The organism is Pseudomonas endophytica (assembly GCF_001411475.1).
GTDB classification, from domain to species: domain Bacteria; phylum Pseudomonadota; class Gammaproteobacteria; order Pseudomonadales; family Pseudomonadaceae; genus Aquipseudomonas; species Aquipseudomonas endophytica.
The window spans coordinates 1-17,220 of the sequence record NZ_LLWH01000232.1; the positions used below are offsets into that span (position 1 = coordinate 1).

Genomic DNA, 17,220 nt, shown 5'->3' on the forward strand with positions numbered 1-17,220 from the left:
GTTACGCGGAACGGTTGGAGGGGCTCAATCCGTGAGCCACCACAGCATGCGATTAAATGGCATGGCCTCGATCTCGCTGGCCGAGAAGTGAAATTCTCGAGCCAAGAGCTTGGCCGCCGTTTTAATCGTTGTAGGGGTAAGGTTCATCATCTTCGACCAAGCGAAAATAACCGGCCTGTAAGCGGTTGTAGTCCACCACCGTCATACCGGCGATATCTTTGTCCCCTGCTTGGGTCAGGGTCGCGAACAAAATCATTTCGCGCTTTTCGGCATCGCCCCCCGACTGGATGGTGGCCTGCTGCACATCTTTGACGGTAGGCGCACGCAGGCTTACCCGGTTGACTTTAATCTGGTTAATTTCGACCGGCTTACGCAAGGTGATGGTGGCCCCCTCTTCGGTCAGTTCCAGCCAGCTCGGTAGTTTTTTGGTAGCAATAGGTGTCATGTTCTTATTCCTTAGAGGCCGAGAATGCTGCGCACGTCAGCGAGTTGGTCTACGCCGTCAATGACGCGCACAGAGTTGACCGGGTCGATTTCAAACATGACGCGCCCGTCGATTTCGAGCTTGTAATAGGTCACGTCTACCGCGTACTTGAATTCAGCCTTGGCACCGGCTGACCATTCGCCCGGATCGACTTCACGCAGACCGCCGCGCAAGGTGGCCACCACCCCCGTGATCGTGCCCTTTTGGCCCTTGAAGGCACCACGAAACGAAGCGCTGAAGCCGGTTTGGTCGAAAGCACCGAAATACTTCAGTACCTCTTTGCGCACGCCGTTGGTGGTAAAGCTGGCCTCCAGCTTCTCAAGGCCCATGTCCATGCCCACCGGCGCATCCATGCCGCCGCCACGGTATTCCTCGGTTTTTACCGTCAGCTTGGGCAAGCTCAGACTCGGCACGTCGCCTTGAAGGCTCATGCCATCCACGAACATGTTGGTGTTAAACAGGGTTTGCGGAATCATTAAGCGCCTCCTTCGGCTACCAACACTTCTGTCAGCCACTGGTTAGTGACCTCAATTTGGAAAATCGGGTTTTCAGCCGGCGGCACATCGGTAAAACGGATGGTCCAGTAAACCTTGCCCTGCTCGATCTGCGTGGCGGTGGTCTTCTCCAGGTCGGGGTAAACCTCAAAATTGATCACCGCGCCCTGTGCCTTGAGGTCACGCATAAAGGCGTTGATCGTCTCGGTCACGTCTTTGACGTAGGTTTTGGTGATGCCCCGGTCGACGGCCCATTTCATACCGGCTTGGATCGCATCCATGACCATGTCGGTGGTGCGTACACGGGTAACAAAGGCCCACTTGGCATCGCTTGACAGCGTACGGTTGCCCCATAGGCGATACCCGCCGTCGCGAATGATGGTGGTGATATTGGCCCCGTTAAGCAGGTTGGCCCGACACGTCTTGTCGCCGTCCAAGTACTCCACCGGGCGTACCGTGCCGGTGATGCCCGTAATCTCTTTGTTCGAGGGCGAGGCCCAAAAACCAAAGCGTGAATCGGTCTGCGCAAACAGACCGGCAGCGATCGCAGATCCCGGCACGGCCACATCACCGTTAACCGTGGTACTCCACTGTTTGACCGCTGGATCAACCATAAACAGACGCTTAGAGCCGAAGGTGTCGGCGTAGGCAATCGCTGCTTCGTCGGTGGTGTTAGGCCCGTCGATAATCCCGATGGCTTTGAGCTTGCCCGCTAGAACATCCATCGCGCTGGCCACCGCTTCAGTAGCGCTGTGCTTGGGCGCAATGATCAGCCGCGGCTGTAGGTTGAAAAGGCTCTTGCCATCGAGCAGCGCCTGCAACCCGGTTCGCGTGCCATCGACCGACACGCCACCAATGACGGCACTGGTTAACACAGCCGCCTCGGTATCAGCCGGCACCCCCACCGCCACGATGGCGGCGGCCGACTGGTTGAAAATCGCCTTACACGCCCGCGTCAACGCCGAGTCAGCACCGAACGCGGCCACTGCTTCGCTCTCACGGGTCAGTAAGGTCGGCACATTGGACTCTGCCAAGCCCAGTCCGGGGGTGAAGGTGTCGACAATGCCAATAATCGAAGACGAAGGCAGCGCGATAATGCGCGCGCCGGTTTCGATCAGCGACACGGTAATGCCGTGGAAAAAGTCGGTAGAACTCATATTTACCCCTTATATAAACAACAAAACCGCCAATAGGCGGTTGCGGTGAAGCAGTGGATCACTGATTAAATCGGCGTAATGCGGTAGCCCACGGCGATCCAACGAACGCCGAAGTTCTGCGCGGCATTGGCGTACTCCGTGAAGTTGAGAACGAAACCGCCGGTGTTAATCGAATTCTCTGAAATAGAGCTGGTAATGCCTGACGCCGGTGAAGGTGAGTTCGGGTGTTCCATGATCACCGGCACAACGATGAAAGGCGCCGTGTCGAACGCAAACGGATAGTTAAATTGCACGCTCCATTTGCCGCCCGGCATATCACCCAAGTGCCTGTTGCCCCACTGCACTAATAGGCCGGTGTCTTTGTCCCACCAAAAGCCGGACGGGTTATGGTAAAGACTTGACGGGACACCCGCGCCAATCCCGGCCCGAGCTTCTGCGGGCGAACCTCCCCCGGTGCCGCCACGGACCACAGGCAAAATACCGCTCACCAGCTTACTGGTGTCCAGCGCTGCCAAAACTAGGTTGATATCAAGATCGCTTGTTCCATCGAACCTACCCCAGCCCGAAGCGGCGCCGCTGAACGTCAGGGCTCGACCCGTCTGCAACTTGGTGGCAGATCCGGCATTGGCCGAGGTCGGTCGGCTCAAGGTGCCGGTGGTGATCTTGGTAGCGTCCAGCGCCGGAATATCGCCCTGAGTCAACGCTTGGGCACCGACTACCAACCCCTTGGTGTTAACCGTGACTTTAGGGTAGGTGCCCGACTCCATCTTATCGGCGAGCGTTAAAGCAATCGCCACGTTCCCAGTGCCGTCGAACTTTCCTGAGCCCGTTGCGGCACCGTTCAACTCGATCGTGCGCGCGGTCTTCAACTTCACCGCGCTCGCCGCCTCCCCCTTGCTGACTTCCTCACGCACGGTAGAAACCGTCGCCGTCACCAGCGTAGGGTCATCCTGAATCGTGATATTGGCCGTGCTGCTGACAAGAATCTGCAAGCGGATGCCTTGCGTGCGTCCCGTCCCTTGAGCCAGCGTCGGCTTATACGTCGCCGGATAGCTGGCCACGGCCACCAGTGCGCCGCTTGAGTCGTATAACCCGACCTCACGCACCCACCAGCCGCCCACGTCCGGCGGCAAGATCAACTCCGCCACCAACACCGGGCGATCCGCCCGCACCGTCAGGCGGTTCAGTTTCAGGCGTACGTTTTCGTTAATGAGCTTTTTCTGAAGCTTCGACGGGATCGGCGTTACACCGTTACCGTCACCCACGCCCATGTGGGTGATGTTCCAAGGTGTGCCACTTGCAATCGCCTTGGCCTGCTGCGCCGCGCCAACATCCGTCAGCATGGCGATATACAGCGTGTTTTGCTCTGCCATGAATACGCCTAATTGAGTGAGTTACAGCGGCCTATGCCGCTGTAAATGTCTGCCCCGGCTCCTAAGTTTCGATACTGGATGTACAAGCCAAGAGCGCGCAGGATCTCCCCAGCCCAAAAGCCAAAGAACATGCCGTTGTCCGTGCCCATTCGCACCGCAGGCGACCACGAGCCATTCATGGGATGGCCCGGAACAGGCGTCACCACATAGTTGTTTTGCAACTCGGTCACGCAGGCTTCTATCAGTTCATCCAGCCCTGCCACCTGACAGCCCGCCAGTGCGGCTAAACAGGCGCCTGCCAACCACAACCCCGTCATATGGCCGGTGAAGTCGTCAGGATCCGGTTGTGGCACGCCGGTCATGGGAAAGTCGGTAGGCAGCACCCCGCCCGAGTTCTTGGTGAAGGTGATTAACCACTTAAGCCAGTTCTCGGCGTAGGCGATCAACTTGGGCGGCACTGCTTTGCCATTGTTGGCCAGCTCGTACCACGCTCGGCATGCGCCCATCATGGCCCGAGGCTGGTAGCCGCTCCACGCGTTTCCATCGCCCCAGTGGTGAATGGTGAAGGTGTCCGGCGTGCCGTATTTGTAGTTGTCCCAACGGTTCCACACGTAGGCGCTTGCACCGGGGCCAAGCTGGCCGAACTGGGTGAAATACCACTGTTGAGAGTCGTAGAGAAAATCGGTCATGTTGCCTAGGTGCCGGCTGTATTTCTCCGGTTCCAAGGTGTAAATGAACGGGTACTGATAGCCGGGGTATGGCATGCCACGCCATGCACCAATCTGGTCTGTGCCTTCTTCATAAATGTTTGAGAACGGAATCAGGCCCGGTGTATAAGCGAGATTATCGTCTCGGTAATCAACTACCTGACAATCGCCCAAACGCCCGTTAAACCCGGTCGCATCCGTACACCCCAGCGTGATACGAAAGTTCATCGTGTAGCCATCGTCTTGGGTGTAACGAGGCGGAATGTCATTCAAACAGTAATAGGCAAACGTCGCATTCACCGTGCTGCTGTCGTCAAACAAAATGCTGACTTCTTCAACAACCGAGTAAACCGGCGAAGACGGCAAGGGTCTATCGTTCTGATTGGGCTGGTAACTCGATAAGGTCGCATCGTTCTTACTGATGATCTTTGTAACCCACTCACCGTTTGTAGCGGGCAACATCCACCACCATCGCCACTTATCATCATCTTCAAGGCGCAGGTTAAAATCGGCGTCTGCTTTGTAGGTGATTGACTCGATGGGCGCGACGCCGCCCGGCTGTAAATAGTTGCCGATGGAATACCAGCCGTCATCATCTGGAAAGAATGACTCAACTACTTTTGCATTACGCCCATCTATAAGCCCTTCGATATAAACAGACTTAGAAATAATGCTGTCGGCACTGACCACGGCCCTTAGATCGGCCAATACGTACTCAGAACCGTCTTCTCTAGTTGACTGCACAAACTGATTAAGCGGGATGTCTACCGTCTTCATCGTGTCGTCTGCACTGTCAGGCAGTGCCGCCGTCCAAATCAAACCGCCCTCTTCTTGCTTGTCCATGCTGACGATCAATCTAGGTATGGCTGTGACCGCGCCGCCCTCATGGCCAACACCGCTATAAGTCACCCTGATAGAACTCTTTTGCCCGACACGAAACCAGACGGCCTGTTGCTCTAATGACAGGTCGACAGCCTCTTGCGCGTAAATGGCAATGTACCCGTCTTGATCACGGCCATAGGTAATGGGCACATCTGACGGATAGGTAAAGTCATATGAAATACCGTCTGTAAACGGCGTATGGGCTGCGGTGTCTTGGCGAAAGAACTTATCAGCGGAGTCAATGTTGGTGTATTCAACAGCCGTGAATAAACAACTATCCATCGCTTTCTTATAGCGCTCATGCCCCGTAATACGCCACAGCATGTAGCAGGCATCCATAAACCATTCTTCACCGTCCGCCGCGTTACCTCTTTGGTTAGCGCCGCCTAGAAGTGGCGTATGAATGGGCCTGTTATGCCAGACCTCATTGCGCTCAAACATATAGCCGCCATGTTCAAGCGGCAGCCTTACGGCATAGTTGACAAAATAGACGCCGTTAATCGTGTTGTCGGCTAACTGAACTTTGCCAACGTCAGCGGCCGGAATGTCGGTTTCAATAATGTCTCCATTCCAGAGCTGGTCATTTGGCCCTCGACCAATACCAATTTTGTTACCGGTCCAGACGTTAATCCAAGAGGCTGGGTATTCCTTTCCCTTTTTATTCCAATCGACGTCATACACGCCTTTGCCCAAGTAGGTATCCCAATCTACCCACGCCAGAGAACTCCACGGGGCTAAAGGCATTGTGGAAGTTCGGTGAACGAGTACCTGCTCCCAATCAACATCATTGTTAATGACCTGAACACTGCCGTTGATTGAATCCCACGTCATGTGACCACGATGGGCCATTGTCAGAACATCGAGGTATTCCCCCCAAAAAGGCGAGCCGTGTGGAATCTGCGCCTGACCATCCACAAAGCGCAACGGCACGCACTTGTAACCGCCTTGAGTGGGGGCTGTGGTGTTAATGGGCCAGTTGGCCAAACAAGGCTCTTTGGCGTTAATGATCCAATTGGAGATCCAGCGCGACGCCATGTCAGGGATAGGCTGACCCGCGTAGAAGTAATCCACGTAGGCTTCCCGATGCCACACCGCCGCCTCCAAATAGGCGGGGTTGCGGGTCGCCAGATACGCATGGGCGTAACCCAGCACGTGCAGCGCTTGCCCCTCGGTGGTGCCGTCACCGTTGGGCTGATACTCCATTTGCGTATGGGCAATAAAATGGCGGTTGTTAGACAGCACACCCTGATTATTCTGGACGAGGTGTTGAACTGAGCCATCGTCGGTGTCGCCGGTATTGTGCTTAAGAAAGCGGTGATGGCCTTCGATCATACTCAGCGCATTGTTCAACCCGGTTTTCTGGCCGGCCGGGAGACGACTGTTAAGCGGGGATAGAAACATCGAACCAACTCCCATCAGAAATACCCAACCAACCGTTACCGACTGACATAAACGTCAAAAGATCCTCAGTGCCTGCCTCGTAGGCCAGCACCGGTGCGCGCTTGTTCGACCAGCGAACAGTGGCCGGAAACGTGACCTTGTTCGCGCCTGTGCCTTGGCGCAAACGCACGGTGAATGACCATGTGTAACCCGGCGGCACAGTGGTGTTGAGAAAGCTCAACAGACATTGCGGCGTATCCAGTGTCACGTCGAAGAACGACACACCGTTGGTGTAGGCCACATCCAGAGCCAGCGCGGTACCGGCTGACGCGATCGTCTGCATGCGCGGCAGCAATAGGCCGCCGGTCAAGTCGGTGATCATCTTGGCCAGAGCAAGTAGCGTTGGGGACGGGCCCGAACCGGTTTGCACGGTGGCATCCGCCGGTTTGTTAACGATGTCATGGGCTGTTTGCGCGGCTGCTTCTAACAACTCGATAGCCGCCCGTTGGCGGTCAGTCATTTCGCTCATGTAACCCTCAGCAGGCCCGGTAAGGCGAAGTTGGCAAAGTAATAGAGGTCGTTGGCCGACAGCTCCAGGTCGATCACGTCGAGGTCGTCCGACCACAACTCGGGCGACGAAATAGTCACCTCGTCACCCGAAGAAATACCCGCGCCGATGTAGTAGGTGCCGCTTGGGCTATAGGTGATATTCAGGCCCACCAAGTGCCGACTAATCGGCTTGGTGTCATTGATCATCCGCTCAAGCTCAGCAATGGCCGTGTCGCTTAGGCCGCTGTCAAACAAGGCCAAGCTCATGGTGAACGTGCCCGGCGCACCCATCGGTTCCAGTTGGTGCCACTCGGTGATATCCAGAATGTCCGCGAACGGCTCGACCACCCGGCGCAGCGCGCCCAAGGTGCCCTTGCGCTTGTGAACTTCAAACGCATCCTTGACCACCTTGCGCTTGACCGTTTCCGACCATTGCGGGTCCCAACGGTCAACACTTCGTTGGATAGCCAGCCACGGCAGCATGGCAGCGGGACAGGTATCGACCGAGTGCATGTAACGCAGCACGTTGGCCAGCGACCGATCACCGCTAGAAAGCTGCGCAAGCGCCTGCTCAAGTGACGTTTGATTACTCGGCAACAGGCTGGCATCACTCATCGGTGCCACCGATTCTGACGCTAGCCTTAGTGCAGTTGGCCGCCTGATGATCCAACACGACCACATCCGCCACCGGGTAAATCAACTCAACCCGTTGAACACGGGACACATGCAGCGCGGCATGGATGGCCGAATGACGAATATCCCGACCTAATCGGCGCTGCGTGTTCACATAGCGTTCTAGCGAGGCATTTGCCTCGGCCAAGCTCAGCTCCATTTCCGGGCCGGGATAAAGGTACAACACCGCCTCAATTTGGTAGTCGATCAACTCGGCCGATTGCACCAACAGGCGATCACCCACCGGGCGTACATCTTCATCACTGAGCGCGACCCGCACTTTTTCCAACAGGTCAGCAGGCGCCCTACCATCGCCTAATCGGCTTAGGATGCTAACCACCACTGTGGCCGGGCTCGGGCTACTGGCCCGCGCATCCGCCACCCGGCCATCCGCCGACAGCGCATGAAACACGTAAGCGTCACGCGGGCCAGCAATCGACATGCCCTCAAAGGCCAGCAAGGTACGCTCGACCAAAGAATCATCCGACTCGTATTGCGCCTCGATCGGCGGAATAGCCGTTGGATCAGCCTCGACCACGGTCAGGCGCTTGACGTTGTAGTTAGCCGCCAAGTGGTCCACGTCGCTACCCCGAGCAAAGGCCAGCAACAGCGACTTGGCAACATCATTGATTCGTGCCCGCTCCAACAGCTTGTCGTAAGCGCGTTTTTCCAGCAGCTTGACCACCGGTTCAGACTCAAGCGGGGCCGACCAATTAGCGCCCATTAAGGCGCGAAAATCGGTCAGTGCTTCCTGATACAGCGCCTCAAAATCCAGCGGTTCCAGCACTATCGGTGCCGGTAAGCGGGACAGATCCAATGTACTCACACCGTAACCTCCAATAACTGGTTGTCGTCCTTGTAAGTGCCAGACAAACGAAAGGTGATTTGCCCGTTCAGCACAGAGGTCACTTGAACGCGGGTCAGTTCTAAACGCGGTTCCCAGCGTTTCAGGGCGCGTGCAGCTTCGGCCTGTACCGCACTTTTCCAGCCCTCCGACACCGGCAAGTCGACAAAGCGGCGAATCGTGCTGCCGTACTCGGGACGCATCAGCCGCGACCCCAAAGGCGTCGTCAAAATGTCTTCAATGGACTGCATCAGATGGTCCATGCCCGAAATAGGCAGCCCGGTATGGCGGTCCATTCCGATCATGGGCTACTCCATAAGACGTTCTAAATCGGGGTGTCTGTCGAGAAAGCTCAGCGCTTCGCTGTCTAGCGCCTCTACGTGATGTTTGCTGACCTGCAACTGGCGGCCGTCGCGCATCACCAGCGTGCGAGAAATAAAAGCCCGGTCGCGGTAAACGACCGGATAAACAGGCTTGTCGACCGTTACGGTTTTGCTCGTCATCGTTTCCTCTAGGCATAAAAATGCCCGCTCGCGGCGGGCTGGATAATGGTTGTGCTTAGTGCTTGTGGTTGGGCGTGTTGCCGCTGGTGTCGATGATTGCACCACCACCGTTGATATCGCCTGTTACGCGTAACGCACCATTGATTTGCACCTCTCCATAGATCGCCACATCGCCATCGAGCGCGATCGCCCCGGACGTGACGACCACGGCGTTATCCGTAACGGTGGCCGATGAACTACCCACCTTGATATCCACCAAGCCGGACGGCAGCTCAATGCTGTAGCGCTTGGCCTGCCAGTCGTAAGTCAGCGACCCGCCATCGTCGAACAACCAGCGTTCGACGTGATCACGGGTATCCGGGGCTGGCCCGGCTTCACCAAATAAACCTGGTACAAACGTGCCTTGTGACACGTCACCGCTTGGACTGAGCAAAGCCCCCTGCTCGCCCATACTGGGCACCCGCCAGTGACGCGCCTTGCCCGCCGCCTGACTGTGCCAGCGAATCCAAGCGCTAACCCACTCCCCATCCGATACCCGACACACAGGCGGTTTGGCCGTCAGATCCAGCGCGACCACGTAGCACGCTTTAACCACACCCGCGATCATGCGGTCATGCTCTGCAAGGGCATGGCTCATACTTGATCCTCATCACCCACGCTAAACACCAGCGTACCGGGCGTTTCATCCGGCCACGGCCATTCCTTTTCACCGAGGTAAATCGTCTGTGCCCACTCCACCAGCCACACGGTGTAGCCATCCAGCTCCGGGCGGGTCCAGTCTTGGGTTGAACGCCTGAACTCGGCAGGCTCAACAGCAAGCCCCCACGTCTGAGCGCGGAGCAACACGGCCAGTTGCGTCGCCAAATGAATGGCTTGCTTGTAATGCTGGTCGCGGATCACATCGACAATCACCCGCGCTTCAAAGGTGACGTTAAGCGTGCTTTCGCCGGTGCCTATATCAGTGCCTGGCTCGATCTCGGCGATGTCGAGAAACACCGCTGGCAATGGGATGTGCTGCTGGATGTCAGGCCAGAAGCAGACCATTTGGATGCCTGCCAGTGACTGCTGCAAGTGCTGCTCGATCGTTTGATATAGCAGGTCGAGGCTAAAGGGTTGATCAGACATTGCGCACTCCCTTCAAGTACTTCTGCAACTCGTGATTCATCTCTTGCTTGAGAATATGCAGCAATCGCTCGTCTGCTCGACGGCTCCAAGCCTCGAAGTGAGAGCGTACTGAATCCAACGAGATCTTGGCCTTGGCCAGTGGGAAGCGATCACTGTTCTCCCCCACAAAACCCGAGCTGGCACCGGTCTGCGATGTAACTTCGCTGTCGGGGTAATCAGCTCGATCAAAGTGCTTGCTGGCAGTACGGATCCAAATATCCGCTTGGTTGCCATACACCTTCTTGAAGAAGGCACCTTGATAGCGACGACTGCCTATCGCTACACCGGCCTTAGTTTGCCTTGGCCGACCGGCCCGTCTGGCTTCCAGCGGGTTAATGCCAAACCAGAGCTTACCGCGCGTCGCGCCGCCGGTAATCGGATAGCTGCGCAGGCGCTGTCGCACAGCACCTACCGCGATACGCTCCTGTTTACCCACTGCACGCGCAATGTGCGTGCGCAGCCAGCCTAAGGTCTTGTTGATTGCACGGCGCTGGGCGTTGGCCGCCGCTTTGGGTAACAACGCGGCAAGCTCACTGAACGCTTTCAGATCCTCAGTCGAAACCTGAACATTCAGCATGCCGCTGTTGGCCCGTACCTCGCTGAAGCTGCCGATACTCATGCGCGTTTCCTCAAGATCAGCGACACCAGGCCGTCGCCGCTGGGTTCCAGTTGCAACAAGTCGTAGTCGCCACCGCCGTCCAGTGCAGGCAGGTCGATGGTGACCAGCAAGCCTTTGCTCAGCCCGTCCGAATCCGCGACTCGCACCACAAAGTGCGGCTCGCGAATGGCGGTGTTGAGGCGACCGATCTGCGGCTGCCTCCACGGTGCCGAGAACATGCCCAGCACCGGCTCGGCGCGACCCTCGATGTGGCCGGTATCACCCAGCACGTCGAAGACCACGCTGTCGATATCGGCCACCAGATCACGGATGCCCACGATTACAGCTCCAGCAGGATCTGGGCGCGTGGGCGGGTGCAGATGTGCAACGGGTTGGACTGGGCTTCACCGGCCATGCCTTTGTTGAACGGCATCGGCTCAATCTTGCTGTAATACGGAATGCCCTGGGTGTTGACCGTTTCCATGTAGTCCGCCGGGGCGAAGGCCGAGATGTAAAGGTCGGGCACGCCTTCGGGGACCAGCAGGGCATTGTCGTCGTGGACAAAAGGCTGGCCGGAAATACGACCGCGGTAGCGCTCCCAGGTGATGCCGCCGAACTCAAAACTTTCACGAGCATCACCACGCAAGGCAGCCGCTTGAAGTGTGTTGAGGTATGTCTTTTCAACATCACCGTGAGTCACGAGTGCTTCCCAGAACGTCTTGCCACAAAAGGCTCGAGCACCACTGGTAGTCGTACTGCCCAAGGCCTCCTCTTGCATATCCAGCGCTTTGAGGCACTGAACACGCAGCTTGACACCCGCAGTATTGAAACCCATTTTCAGGCTTTGCTTTTCCACACCGAAGCGCTGATACAGATCGAGCAGCACCGTCTTGCCGTCCGCATCCAGGATCTGGCCGTTCAAAGCACCCATTCGCTGATATTCGTGGGTAACATCCAATTGGCGGCGAGCCTTGAGCAAGCGCGCATTGACCACGTCCTGCACAGCCTGCAACTCACTACGGGTGCCGAAGGCGCGAATGCCCTGAATCTCGTCGGCCTTGATGGTGAAGCGTTCCGGTAAATGCACGGTATTGAACGGGATCAAGGTGCGCTTGCTAGCACCGACTACCAGACCCGAAGTACCGCGCTCACCCGCTGGAACCAACGCAAGGGTGTCACCGTCCTTTTCGATCTGCACCGTCAGGGTGGTGATGCCCTCTTCCTGAAACAGGCCAAGGCTGCTCAAGCGGCCGGGCAGGTATTGCTGTTCGTTGATGGCGGCGGTGAGCGACGAAACAGAAAACGCTTCATCGTCAAAGATGGCGATATCGGCCATTGGGGGACTCTCCAGAAAGTAAAAACCCCGCTCGTTGGCGGGGTGCAATTAAGGGGCGGTCGGCTTAGCGCACGATCACAAAATGCTCGGCGAGGGACTTCTCGCCCTCAGGGTCAAGCCCGGTCAAATGCGCCTCGCTGACTTCAGCCAGACGTACCACGGCGCGGCCACGGCGTACGATGTCGGACTCGCCCAGCGGGCCGTACAAAATGGCCACAGCCGTCTGGCTACCGTCTTCGGCGGTGGGTACATAAGGGGCGAACTCGCCAGAGGCGGTCACCAGACCCAGGATCTGGCCGGGGTTAAGTGCGGGGCCAGCGGCCACATTGATCGCTTCGCGCGAGATGTTCCCGGCCCCTTCAGACAGCAGGAACTCACCCGCGTGCATCGGCTCTTTTTTAATGGTCATGCTTTTACCCCTGTCTGGGCGGCGCGACGGGCCGCGTAAATGGCATTGGTGTCAGGCTGCTTAGCCTGGGTTTTCGGTGCCGGGTCATCGTTGATCGGCAGGCTGTTGTCGATTTCAAAACCGCCGCCGCTAACCAGCTTGTCGAAAAGCCGGCAGCGCACGGCTTCAGCGCTCAGCCCGGACGCGACAAACTGCTGGGTAAACTCCGGCAAGCGCGCCGCCACACACAGATCGCGCACGGCCTTCGCATTAATGATTGCCGCGTTGACCGTGGCTTCGTCGGCCAGTTTGGTGTTGCTGATCAATGGTTCGATCAGATTACTGATCCCGGCGGCAGTGCAGCTTTGGGTGATCAGTACGGCCAACTTGGCCGAGTCCACGATGGGTGGCTTTTCTGGCTCTGGCGGGATCGGTTCCGGCGGATCTTCCAATTGAGCCAGCAATGCCTGCGGTGCGTGCTGGTAACGCTGCAATGCACCGCCCTGCCCCAAGCAGGCTTTGACCGAGACGCCCTCGCCTACTTCGTCGGCCAAGCCAAGGGCTACCGCTTCGCTGGCTGTGAGCCAGGTTTCAGCATTGACTAGGCGGCGTAGCTCAACCTCGTCAATATCTGGTGCCTTGGCTTTGTAGGCCGCAATGATGGCTTCCAGAGCTTGGTCCAGCGCGGTGGCCACTTTGCGCAGATCCTCAGCATCACCTGCTGCGTAAGTCCACGGGTTGTGGATCATCAGCATGGCGTTGGACGCAATCACCACCTTGTGCGCGCCACACACCGCGACACTGGCCGCGCTGGCTGCCAAGGCATCGACTCGGCCGGTGCAACGCTCGCCTAGGCGTGACAGCGCGTTGTGAATGGCCAGGCCGTCAAACAAGTCGCCGCCAATGCTGTTGAACGCAACAACGATCGGCGACACACCGTCATCAAGGGCGGCAAGGTCGCGTACAAACTGATTGGCGGTGATGCCCCAGGTACCGATCTCGCCGTAGACGTAAACCTCAATGCTACGGGCCTCGGCCTCGCCGCTGGCCTTCAGGCTGTACCAATGCTTGTTCTGCGGCGCGGATGGGTCACCGGCCTTGTTGAAAATGCGTAGCCTGTTCATGGTGTCTCCTTATCGGCGGCCGGTTCTGGCTGGTCGACGAGCGTTTTATAGTTGAGGCCCAGGTCACGGGCACGAGCCTGATCGGCAGCGTTTTCAGCGTCGACGGTTTCGGCGTCATAACCCGAACGCAGGACCATTTCGCTGCGCGAGTTAAAGCCCGCGTTGACTTCCATCATCCGCGCCTGAATGTCCTGCACTGGCTGGATATAGGCCCAGCCCTGCGGTACCCAGCGGGTGCGTAAATATTCACGGCGCCGTTGCGCGTAGTCATCCAGCTTGAGGCGTCCGGCCAACACGGCCATGTCCATCCAAGCGGCCCGAACCGGGCGGCATAGCTGGTGAACGTACACGCCGAATTGCAGTTGCTCTAAGCGACGGCGGAACTCGTTCAGCACCACCCGCAGCGCCCGGTCGTTCACCTCGCGCATATCGCCGGTGAGGATCTCGTACGGCGTGCCAGTTCCGGCTGCAGCGGCCATCAATTGTTGCCGCATAAAGTCCGGGTAGTTGTTACCCGCGTCCGGTGGTTTGGAAAACTCCACCTCTTCACCCGGCCCCAGCTCCTGCATGGTGCCGGGTTCCAGCGCGACCATCGGCGTGAAGCCGTCGCGGTCTTCCTCAAAGGGCTGACCTGTTACCGGGTCGAGGGCAAGCTGCCTGCCCTCTGGCGGTGGCCGGGAGATAAACCCGGCAAACAGGTTGGCCACCTCTTGGCGAAACAGCACCGCGTCGTCGTAGTTGTCCAAGCTGCGCAGTCGCTTAAGCACCGGTGCTAAACGCGGCACCCCGCGCAACTGGCCGGGCTCGACCGGTTCAAAGATATGCAGCACCTGCTCGGCCGGTATACGCACCAACTGGTTATAACCCGCGTTCAGCGACGAAGCATCGCGTGGGTGAACCCGGTACATGTGATACGCCACACGCTGGTGAGCCGGGTTGAACTCGATCCCGGCGCGAATACTGTTGCCGTTTTTAGCCGGCTCGAATTTGTCGTGCGGGACAAACTCAGGGGCCAAGACTTGAAGCTGCAACGGCACGGCCAGATCCTCGTCTTGGCTCCGCGGTCGAAGACGAACAAAACATTCACCGGCTGTTTCGACGGTGCGCGCAATTAACGCCTGCTGGCCGTAGAAGTCGGTCAGGCCATCGGCGTCCGACTCATCGACCCAATCCTCCCACAGATCTTGCTGGACTTTGCGCAGGGCATCGTCCTCGATCTTGGGCCGTGGAGTGATACCGGTGCCAATCAAGTTGCTGACGCGTTTGTCGATGACGTTGAACGCGTAAGGGTCATTGCGCACCGCCGCCCGTGAACGTGAGCGCAAATTGCGTAAAGCCGGGGTGTTGATGCTGTTAATGCCGGTATCAGGCGCGTCCCAACTGGCCGAACGTCTGCCCTCGCCTGCCCCTTCATAACTGGCTTTGATCCGCTCCGGCAGCAAGAAGCCGTTGCGGGTCAGGGTTGGATAGTGGCGTGCCATTAGAGTCCCTTGCCCCCGTGGTAAAGCCTTACCACTTTGGAGCGCGGCCCAGCAGAGGCGACCAGCGACGTGCGGATCTGGTCGCGGGCCTTGAGCAACTCATCCACAGTGCGGTACTCCACGGTGCGATCGGCATAGCGCACGGTTTTTTCGCCACGAGCAATGGCCGCCTCAACCGCTTCGAGGTGCTTTTGGGTAAAGGACATAGGGCGAATGCTCTTTTATTAAATGAACTCTGTGAGATATAAACGTCAGAGGAAATTCTGGGTACGTGAATGAATTTCTTGACGTAGGCTGCCACCAGCAAGTACATGCGTGAGTGCTTCGGCCAATTCATCTGCGGGTATGCCTGGTAATCGAGTTCGCCAATAAATCCGCGCTCTGACCCAATCCATTTTCCCAGTTAATTGATCTGCCACCATTCGCCGAAGTTCTTGTTGTAATTCTGTAGCTGCTTTAATTTTCTGCACTTTCAGTGCTTGTTCATCGGAGTTATCTGACATGGCTGTCTCCAACATCGAGATTTTTAATGATCTCACCGGCAGAATTTTGGCCGAGCTTTATCTGAATTTTCCAATGCCTAGCTACCTTGGAGCAGGAGCCTTTGTTGAGTCGGCAATGCAGATGAGCGAGCAGCATGGAATGGAAGTACCGACCAAAGACGCTGAGTTTTTTATTGCAACATCTGAATGGTTAATCAGAGCTGGGTACATTCATGGTGATGTTTCTCGTTACACCTATGTTTCTGAAGCCGTACTTACAGCAAAGGGTTTAGAGGTTCTCAACGCCATTCCTCAAAGCCTTACTTCCGGGCCGTCCTTGGGCGAGCAATTAGCAGATGCTGCTAAGGGTGGAGGTAAGGAAACCCTAAAAGCGCTAGTTACCGAGGTGCTGGGTATTGGTGCAAGACTCATAAGCCCTATTATGGGAATCCCATAAAATTACCGCCTTTTAAGATAGCCGCTGGTTGAGCTGCGGCGTTGTATAGGTCGTGCAACCGGCTGCGGTGATACGACGGGGGTTGGTGCTGGATCAGGTTCTGGCCTCTGCGTTGCCGGTGTTGCTTGAGTTGCTTGAGTTGCAACTGGCAGCGCAAGACGTTCAGCCTGAACGGGCTTCTCATCAAATAGCCCGGCCTGCGCCAACGCTTGGCGAACGCGCGCCCAGTCGTGTTCTTTGTAGCGGTTCAGCCCCAAGTAATGCGCCATCGCCAAGTTGTACACCATCAGGTCAAGCGCTTCGTTTCGCTCGGCTTTGCCCTTAACCCACTCGATACGCTTGAAGCCTTTGACGTAGCGCGCCACCTTGCGCTCAGCCACGCACTGGTCAAAGAAGTCGTCCGGCAGGTCATTAGCGAAGTGCAGCGCTCCCGGCCCGTCCTCAACCGGATAGCGGTTGTAGATCCAGTCTTTGGCGGTGTCGGTCCCGACAAACCACAGCTCGGCACCGTTGCGTTCGGTCTGGCCTTTCCAAGTCACATCGACCATTGACGGGCGTTGCGCAATCACCGGCTTACCCGGCTTGCTCGCACCCTTGATGGCGAAGATGTTGCGCCACCGGCGGATACGACAGAACTGATAAACCTCGTCTGTATGGTGACCGCCAGAGTCGACCGCGGTGGCCAGAATGCCGAGCCCGACGCCACAAGGATGCGGGTAACGCACCTTGAGCTTTTCATCGAGTACGGCCCACGTACGCGCGTCCGCCGGATCGCCCCAGATCACCTGATAGTCGATGATCCAACGCTCCATGCCGACGCCCCAGCCCATCACCATCAGCTCTCTGGCCCTTGTGGTGTTCCTCAATCAGCACATCGCAATCCAACCCGGATGCAGCGCATTTGTAATGCACCACGTTAAAGTCGGCCGAGTAGAGCAAGTTCTCCCATTCCAGCGTCTGCATGTGGCCGCAATGCGGGCATGGCACGTAGTAATAACGCTGATCGCTGGCCTCAAACAAATCAGCGATCCGCGACGCGCCTTTGATCGTCGGTGAGCTGGAGAAGTAAAACTTGGCGTTGCGTCCGAACGTACTGCCACGGGTTTCAGCCAGCTCGATTGGGTCGCCTTCTTCGCCCACGTCCA

Annotated in this window: 21 protein-coding genes and 1 pseudogene; 1 reads left to right on the plus strand and 21 read right to left on the minus strand. The window is 57.3% G+C overall.

What is annotated here, in order from left to right; all coding sequences use genetic code 11:
- Nucleotides 1–121 precede the first annotated feature (121 nt).
- From AQS70_RS22240 to AQS70_RS22335, 20 genes are all read right to left on the minus strand, one after another.
- Nucleotides 122–445 (minus strand): phage tail assembly protein, encoded by a 324-nt coding sequence (locus tag AQS70_RS22240; protein WP_055104897.1) that lies wholly within the window; start codon nt 443–445, stop codon nt 122–124.
- 11 nt (nt 446–456) lie between these two features.
- Nucleotides 457–960 carry a phage major tail tube protein gene (locus tag AQS70_RS22245; RefSeq protein ID WP_055104898.1) on the minus strand — a complete coding sequence of 168 codons (504 nt, stop codon included), beginning with the start codon at nt 958–960 and terminating at the stop codon, nt 457–459.
- Nucleotides 960–2,135, minus strand: coding sequence for a phage tail sheath subtilisin-like domain-containing protein (locus tag AQS70_RS22250; RefSeq protein ID WP_055104899.1), 1,176 nt, complete (start codon nt 2,133–2,135; stop codon nt 960–962). The genes AQS70_RS22245 and AQS70_RS22250 overlap by 1 nt, the downstream gene beginning before the upstream one ends.
- A gap of 65 nt (nt 2,136–2,200) precedes the next feature.
- Nucleotides 2,201–3,508 carry a phage tail protein gene (locus tag AQS70_RS22255; protein WP_055104900.1) on the minus strand — a complete coding sequence of 436 codons (1,308 nt, stop codon included), beginning with the start codon at nt 3,506–3,508 and terminating at the stop codon, nt 2,201–2,203.
- An 8-nt stretch (nt 3,509–3,516) separates the two neighbouring features.
- Nucleotides 3,517–6,498, minus strand: a complete 2,982-nt coding sequence (locus AQS70_RS22260) for a hypothetical protein (protein WP_055104901.1) — start codon at nt 6,496–6,498, stop codon at nt 3,517–3,519.
- Nucleotides 6,479–7,006 (minus strand): hypothetical protein, encoded by a 528-nt coding sequence (locus AQS70_RS22265; protein ID WP_055104902.1) that lies wholly within the window; start codon nt 7,004–7,006, stop codon nt 6,479–6,481. Before AQS70_RS22265 ends, AQS70_RS22260 begins: the two co-directional genes overlap by 20 nt.
- Complete coding sequence (locus AQS70_RS22270) at nt 7,003–7,641, minus strand: phage tail protein I (RefSeq protein WP_055104903.1); 639 nt, start codon at nt 7,639–7,641, stop codon at nt 7,003–7,005. Before AQS70_RS22270 ends, AQS70_RS22265 begins: the two co-directional genes overlap by 4 nt.
- Nucleotides 7,634–8,524, minus strand: coding sequence for a baseplate assembly protein (locus AQS70_RS22275; protein ID WP_055104904.1), 891 nt, complete (start codon nt 8,522–8,524; stop codon nt 7,634–7,636). Before AQS70_RS22275 ends, AQS70_RS22270 begins: the two co-directional genes overlap by 8 nt.
- Nucleotides 8,521–8,847: a GPW/gp25 family protein gene (locus AQS70_RS22280; RefSeq protein WP_055104905.1), complete on the minus strand. Its 327-nt coding sequence runs from the start codon at nt 8,845–8,847 to the stop codon at nt 8,521–8,523. The genes AQS70_RS22275 and AQS70_RS22280 overlap by 4 nt, the downstream gene beginning before the upstream one ends.
- A gap of 3 nt (nt 8,848–8,850) precedes the next feature.
- On the minus strand, nt 8,851–9,045 hold the full coding sequence (locus AQS70_RS22285) for a hypothetical protein (protein ID WP_055104906.1): 195 nt from the start codon (nt 9,043–9,045) through the stop codon (nt 8,851–8,853).
- Between the two features lie 55 nt (nt 9,046–9,100).
- The gene (locus tag AQS70_RS22290; RefSeq protein ID WP_055104907.1) at nt 9,101–9,682 is read right to left on the minus strand and encodes a phage baseplate assembly protein V; all 582 of its coding nucleotides are present in this window, start codon (nt 9,680–9,682) and stop codon (nt 9,101–9,103) included.
- Nucleotides 9,679–10,170: a hypothetical protein gene (locus AQS70_RS22295; RefSeq protein ID WP_055104908.1), complete on the minus strand. Its 492-nt coding sequence runs from the start codon at nt 10,168–10,170 to the stop codon at nt 9,679–9,681. Before AQS70_RS22295 ends, AQS70_RS22290 begins: the two co-directional genes overlap by 4 nt.
- Entirely contained in the window at nt 10,163–10,828 is a 666-nt protein-coding gene (locus tag AQS70_RS22300) for a hypothetical protein (RefSeq protein ID WP_055104909.1), read from the minus strand. Before AQS70_RS22300 ends, AQS70_RS22295 begins: the two co-directional genes overlap by 8 nt.
- On the minus strand, nt 10,825–11,145 hold the full coding sequence (locus tag AQS70_RS22305; protein WP_055104910.1) for a head-tail joining protein: 321 nt from the start codon (nt 11,143–11,145) through the stop codon (nt 10,825–10,827). The genes AQS70_RS22300 and AQS70_RS22305 overlap by 4 nt, the downstream gene beginning before the upstream one ends.
- A 2-nt stretch (nt 11,146–11,147) precedes the next feature.
- Complete coding sequence (locus AQS70_RS22310; protein ID WP_055104911.1) at nt 11,148–12,143, minus strand: major capsid protein; 996 nt, start codon at nt 12,141–12,143, stop codon at nt 11,148–11,150.
- A 64-nt stretch (nt 12,144–12,207) separates the two neighbouring features.
- On the minus strand, nt 12,208–12,552 hold the full coding sequence (locus AQS70_RS22315) for a head decoration protein (protein ID WP_055104912.1): 345 nt from the start codon (nt 12,550–12,552) through the stop codon (nt 12,208–12,210).
- Entirely contained in the window at nt 12,549–13,655 is a 1,107-nt protein-coding gene (locus AQS70_RS22320; protein WP_055104913.1) for a head maturation protease, ClpP-related, read from the minus strand. The genes AQS70_RS22315 and AQS70_RS22320 overlap by 4 nt, the downstream gene beginning before the upstream one ends.
- A complete protein-coding gene (locus AQS70_RS22325) occupies nt 13,652–15,136 on the minus strand; it encodes a phage portal protein (RefSeq protein ID WP_055104914.1) in 1,485 nt (494 codons plus the stop codon). The genes AQS70_RS22320 and AQS70_RS22325 overlap by 4 nt, the downstream gene beginning before the upstream one ends.
- Complete coding sequence (locus AQS70_RS22330; RefSeq protein ID WP_055104915.1) at nt 15,136–15,342, minus strand: phage head-tail joining protein; 207 nt, start codon at nt 15,340–15,342, stop codon at nt 15,136–15,138. The genes AQS70_RS22325 and AQS70_RS22330 overlap by 1 nt, the downstream gene beginning before the upstream one ends.
- Nucleotides 15,343–15,387: 45 nt before the next feature.
- On the minus strand, nt 15,388–15,639 hold the full coding sequence (locus AQS70_RS22335; RefSeq protein ID WP_055104916.1) for a hypothetical protein: 252 nt from the start codon (nt 15,637–15,639) through the stop codon (nt 15,388–15,390).
- Between AQS70_RS22335 and AQS70_RS22340 the strand changes: the two genes are divergently transcribed.
- Nucleotides 15,638–16,075 carry a hypothetical protein gene (locus AQS70_RS22340; protein WP_055104917.1) on the plus strand — a complete coding sequence of 146 codons (438 nt, stop codon included), beginning with the start codon at nt 15,638–15,640 and terminating at the stop codon, nt 16,073–16,075. The genes AQS70_RS22335 and AQS70_RS22340 overlap by 2 nt on opposite strands.
- Before the next feature lie 2 nt (nt 16,076–16,077).
- Here AQS70_RS22340 and AQS70_RS22345 read toward each other — a convergent pair.
- A pseudogene (locus AQS70_RS22345) lies at nt 16,078–17,220 on the minus strand (terminase gpA endonuclease subunit); the annotation flags it as partial.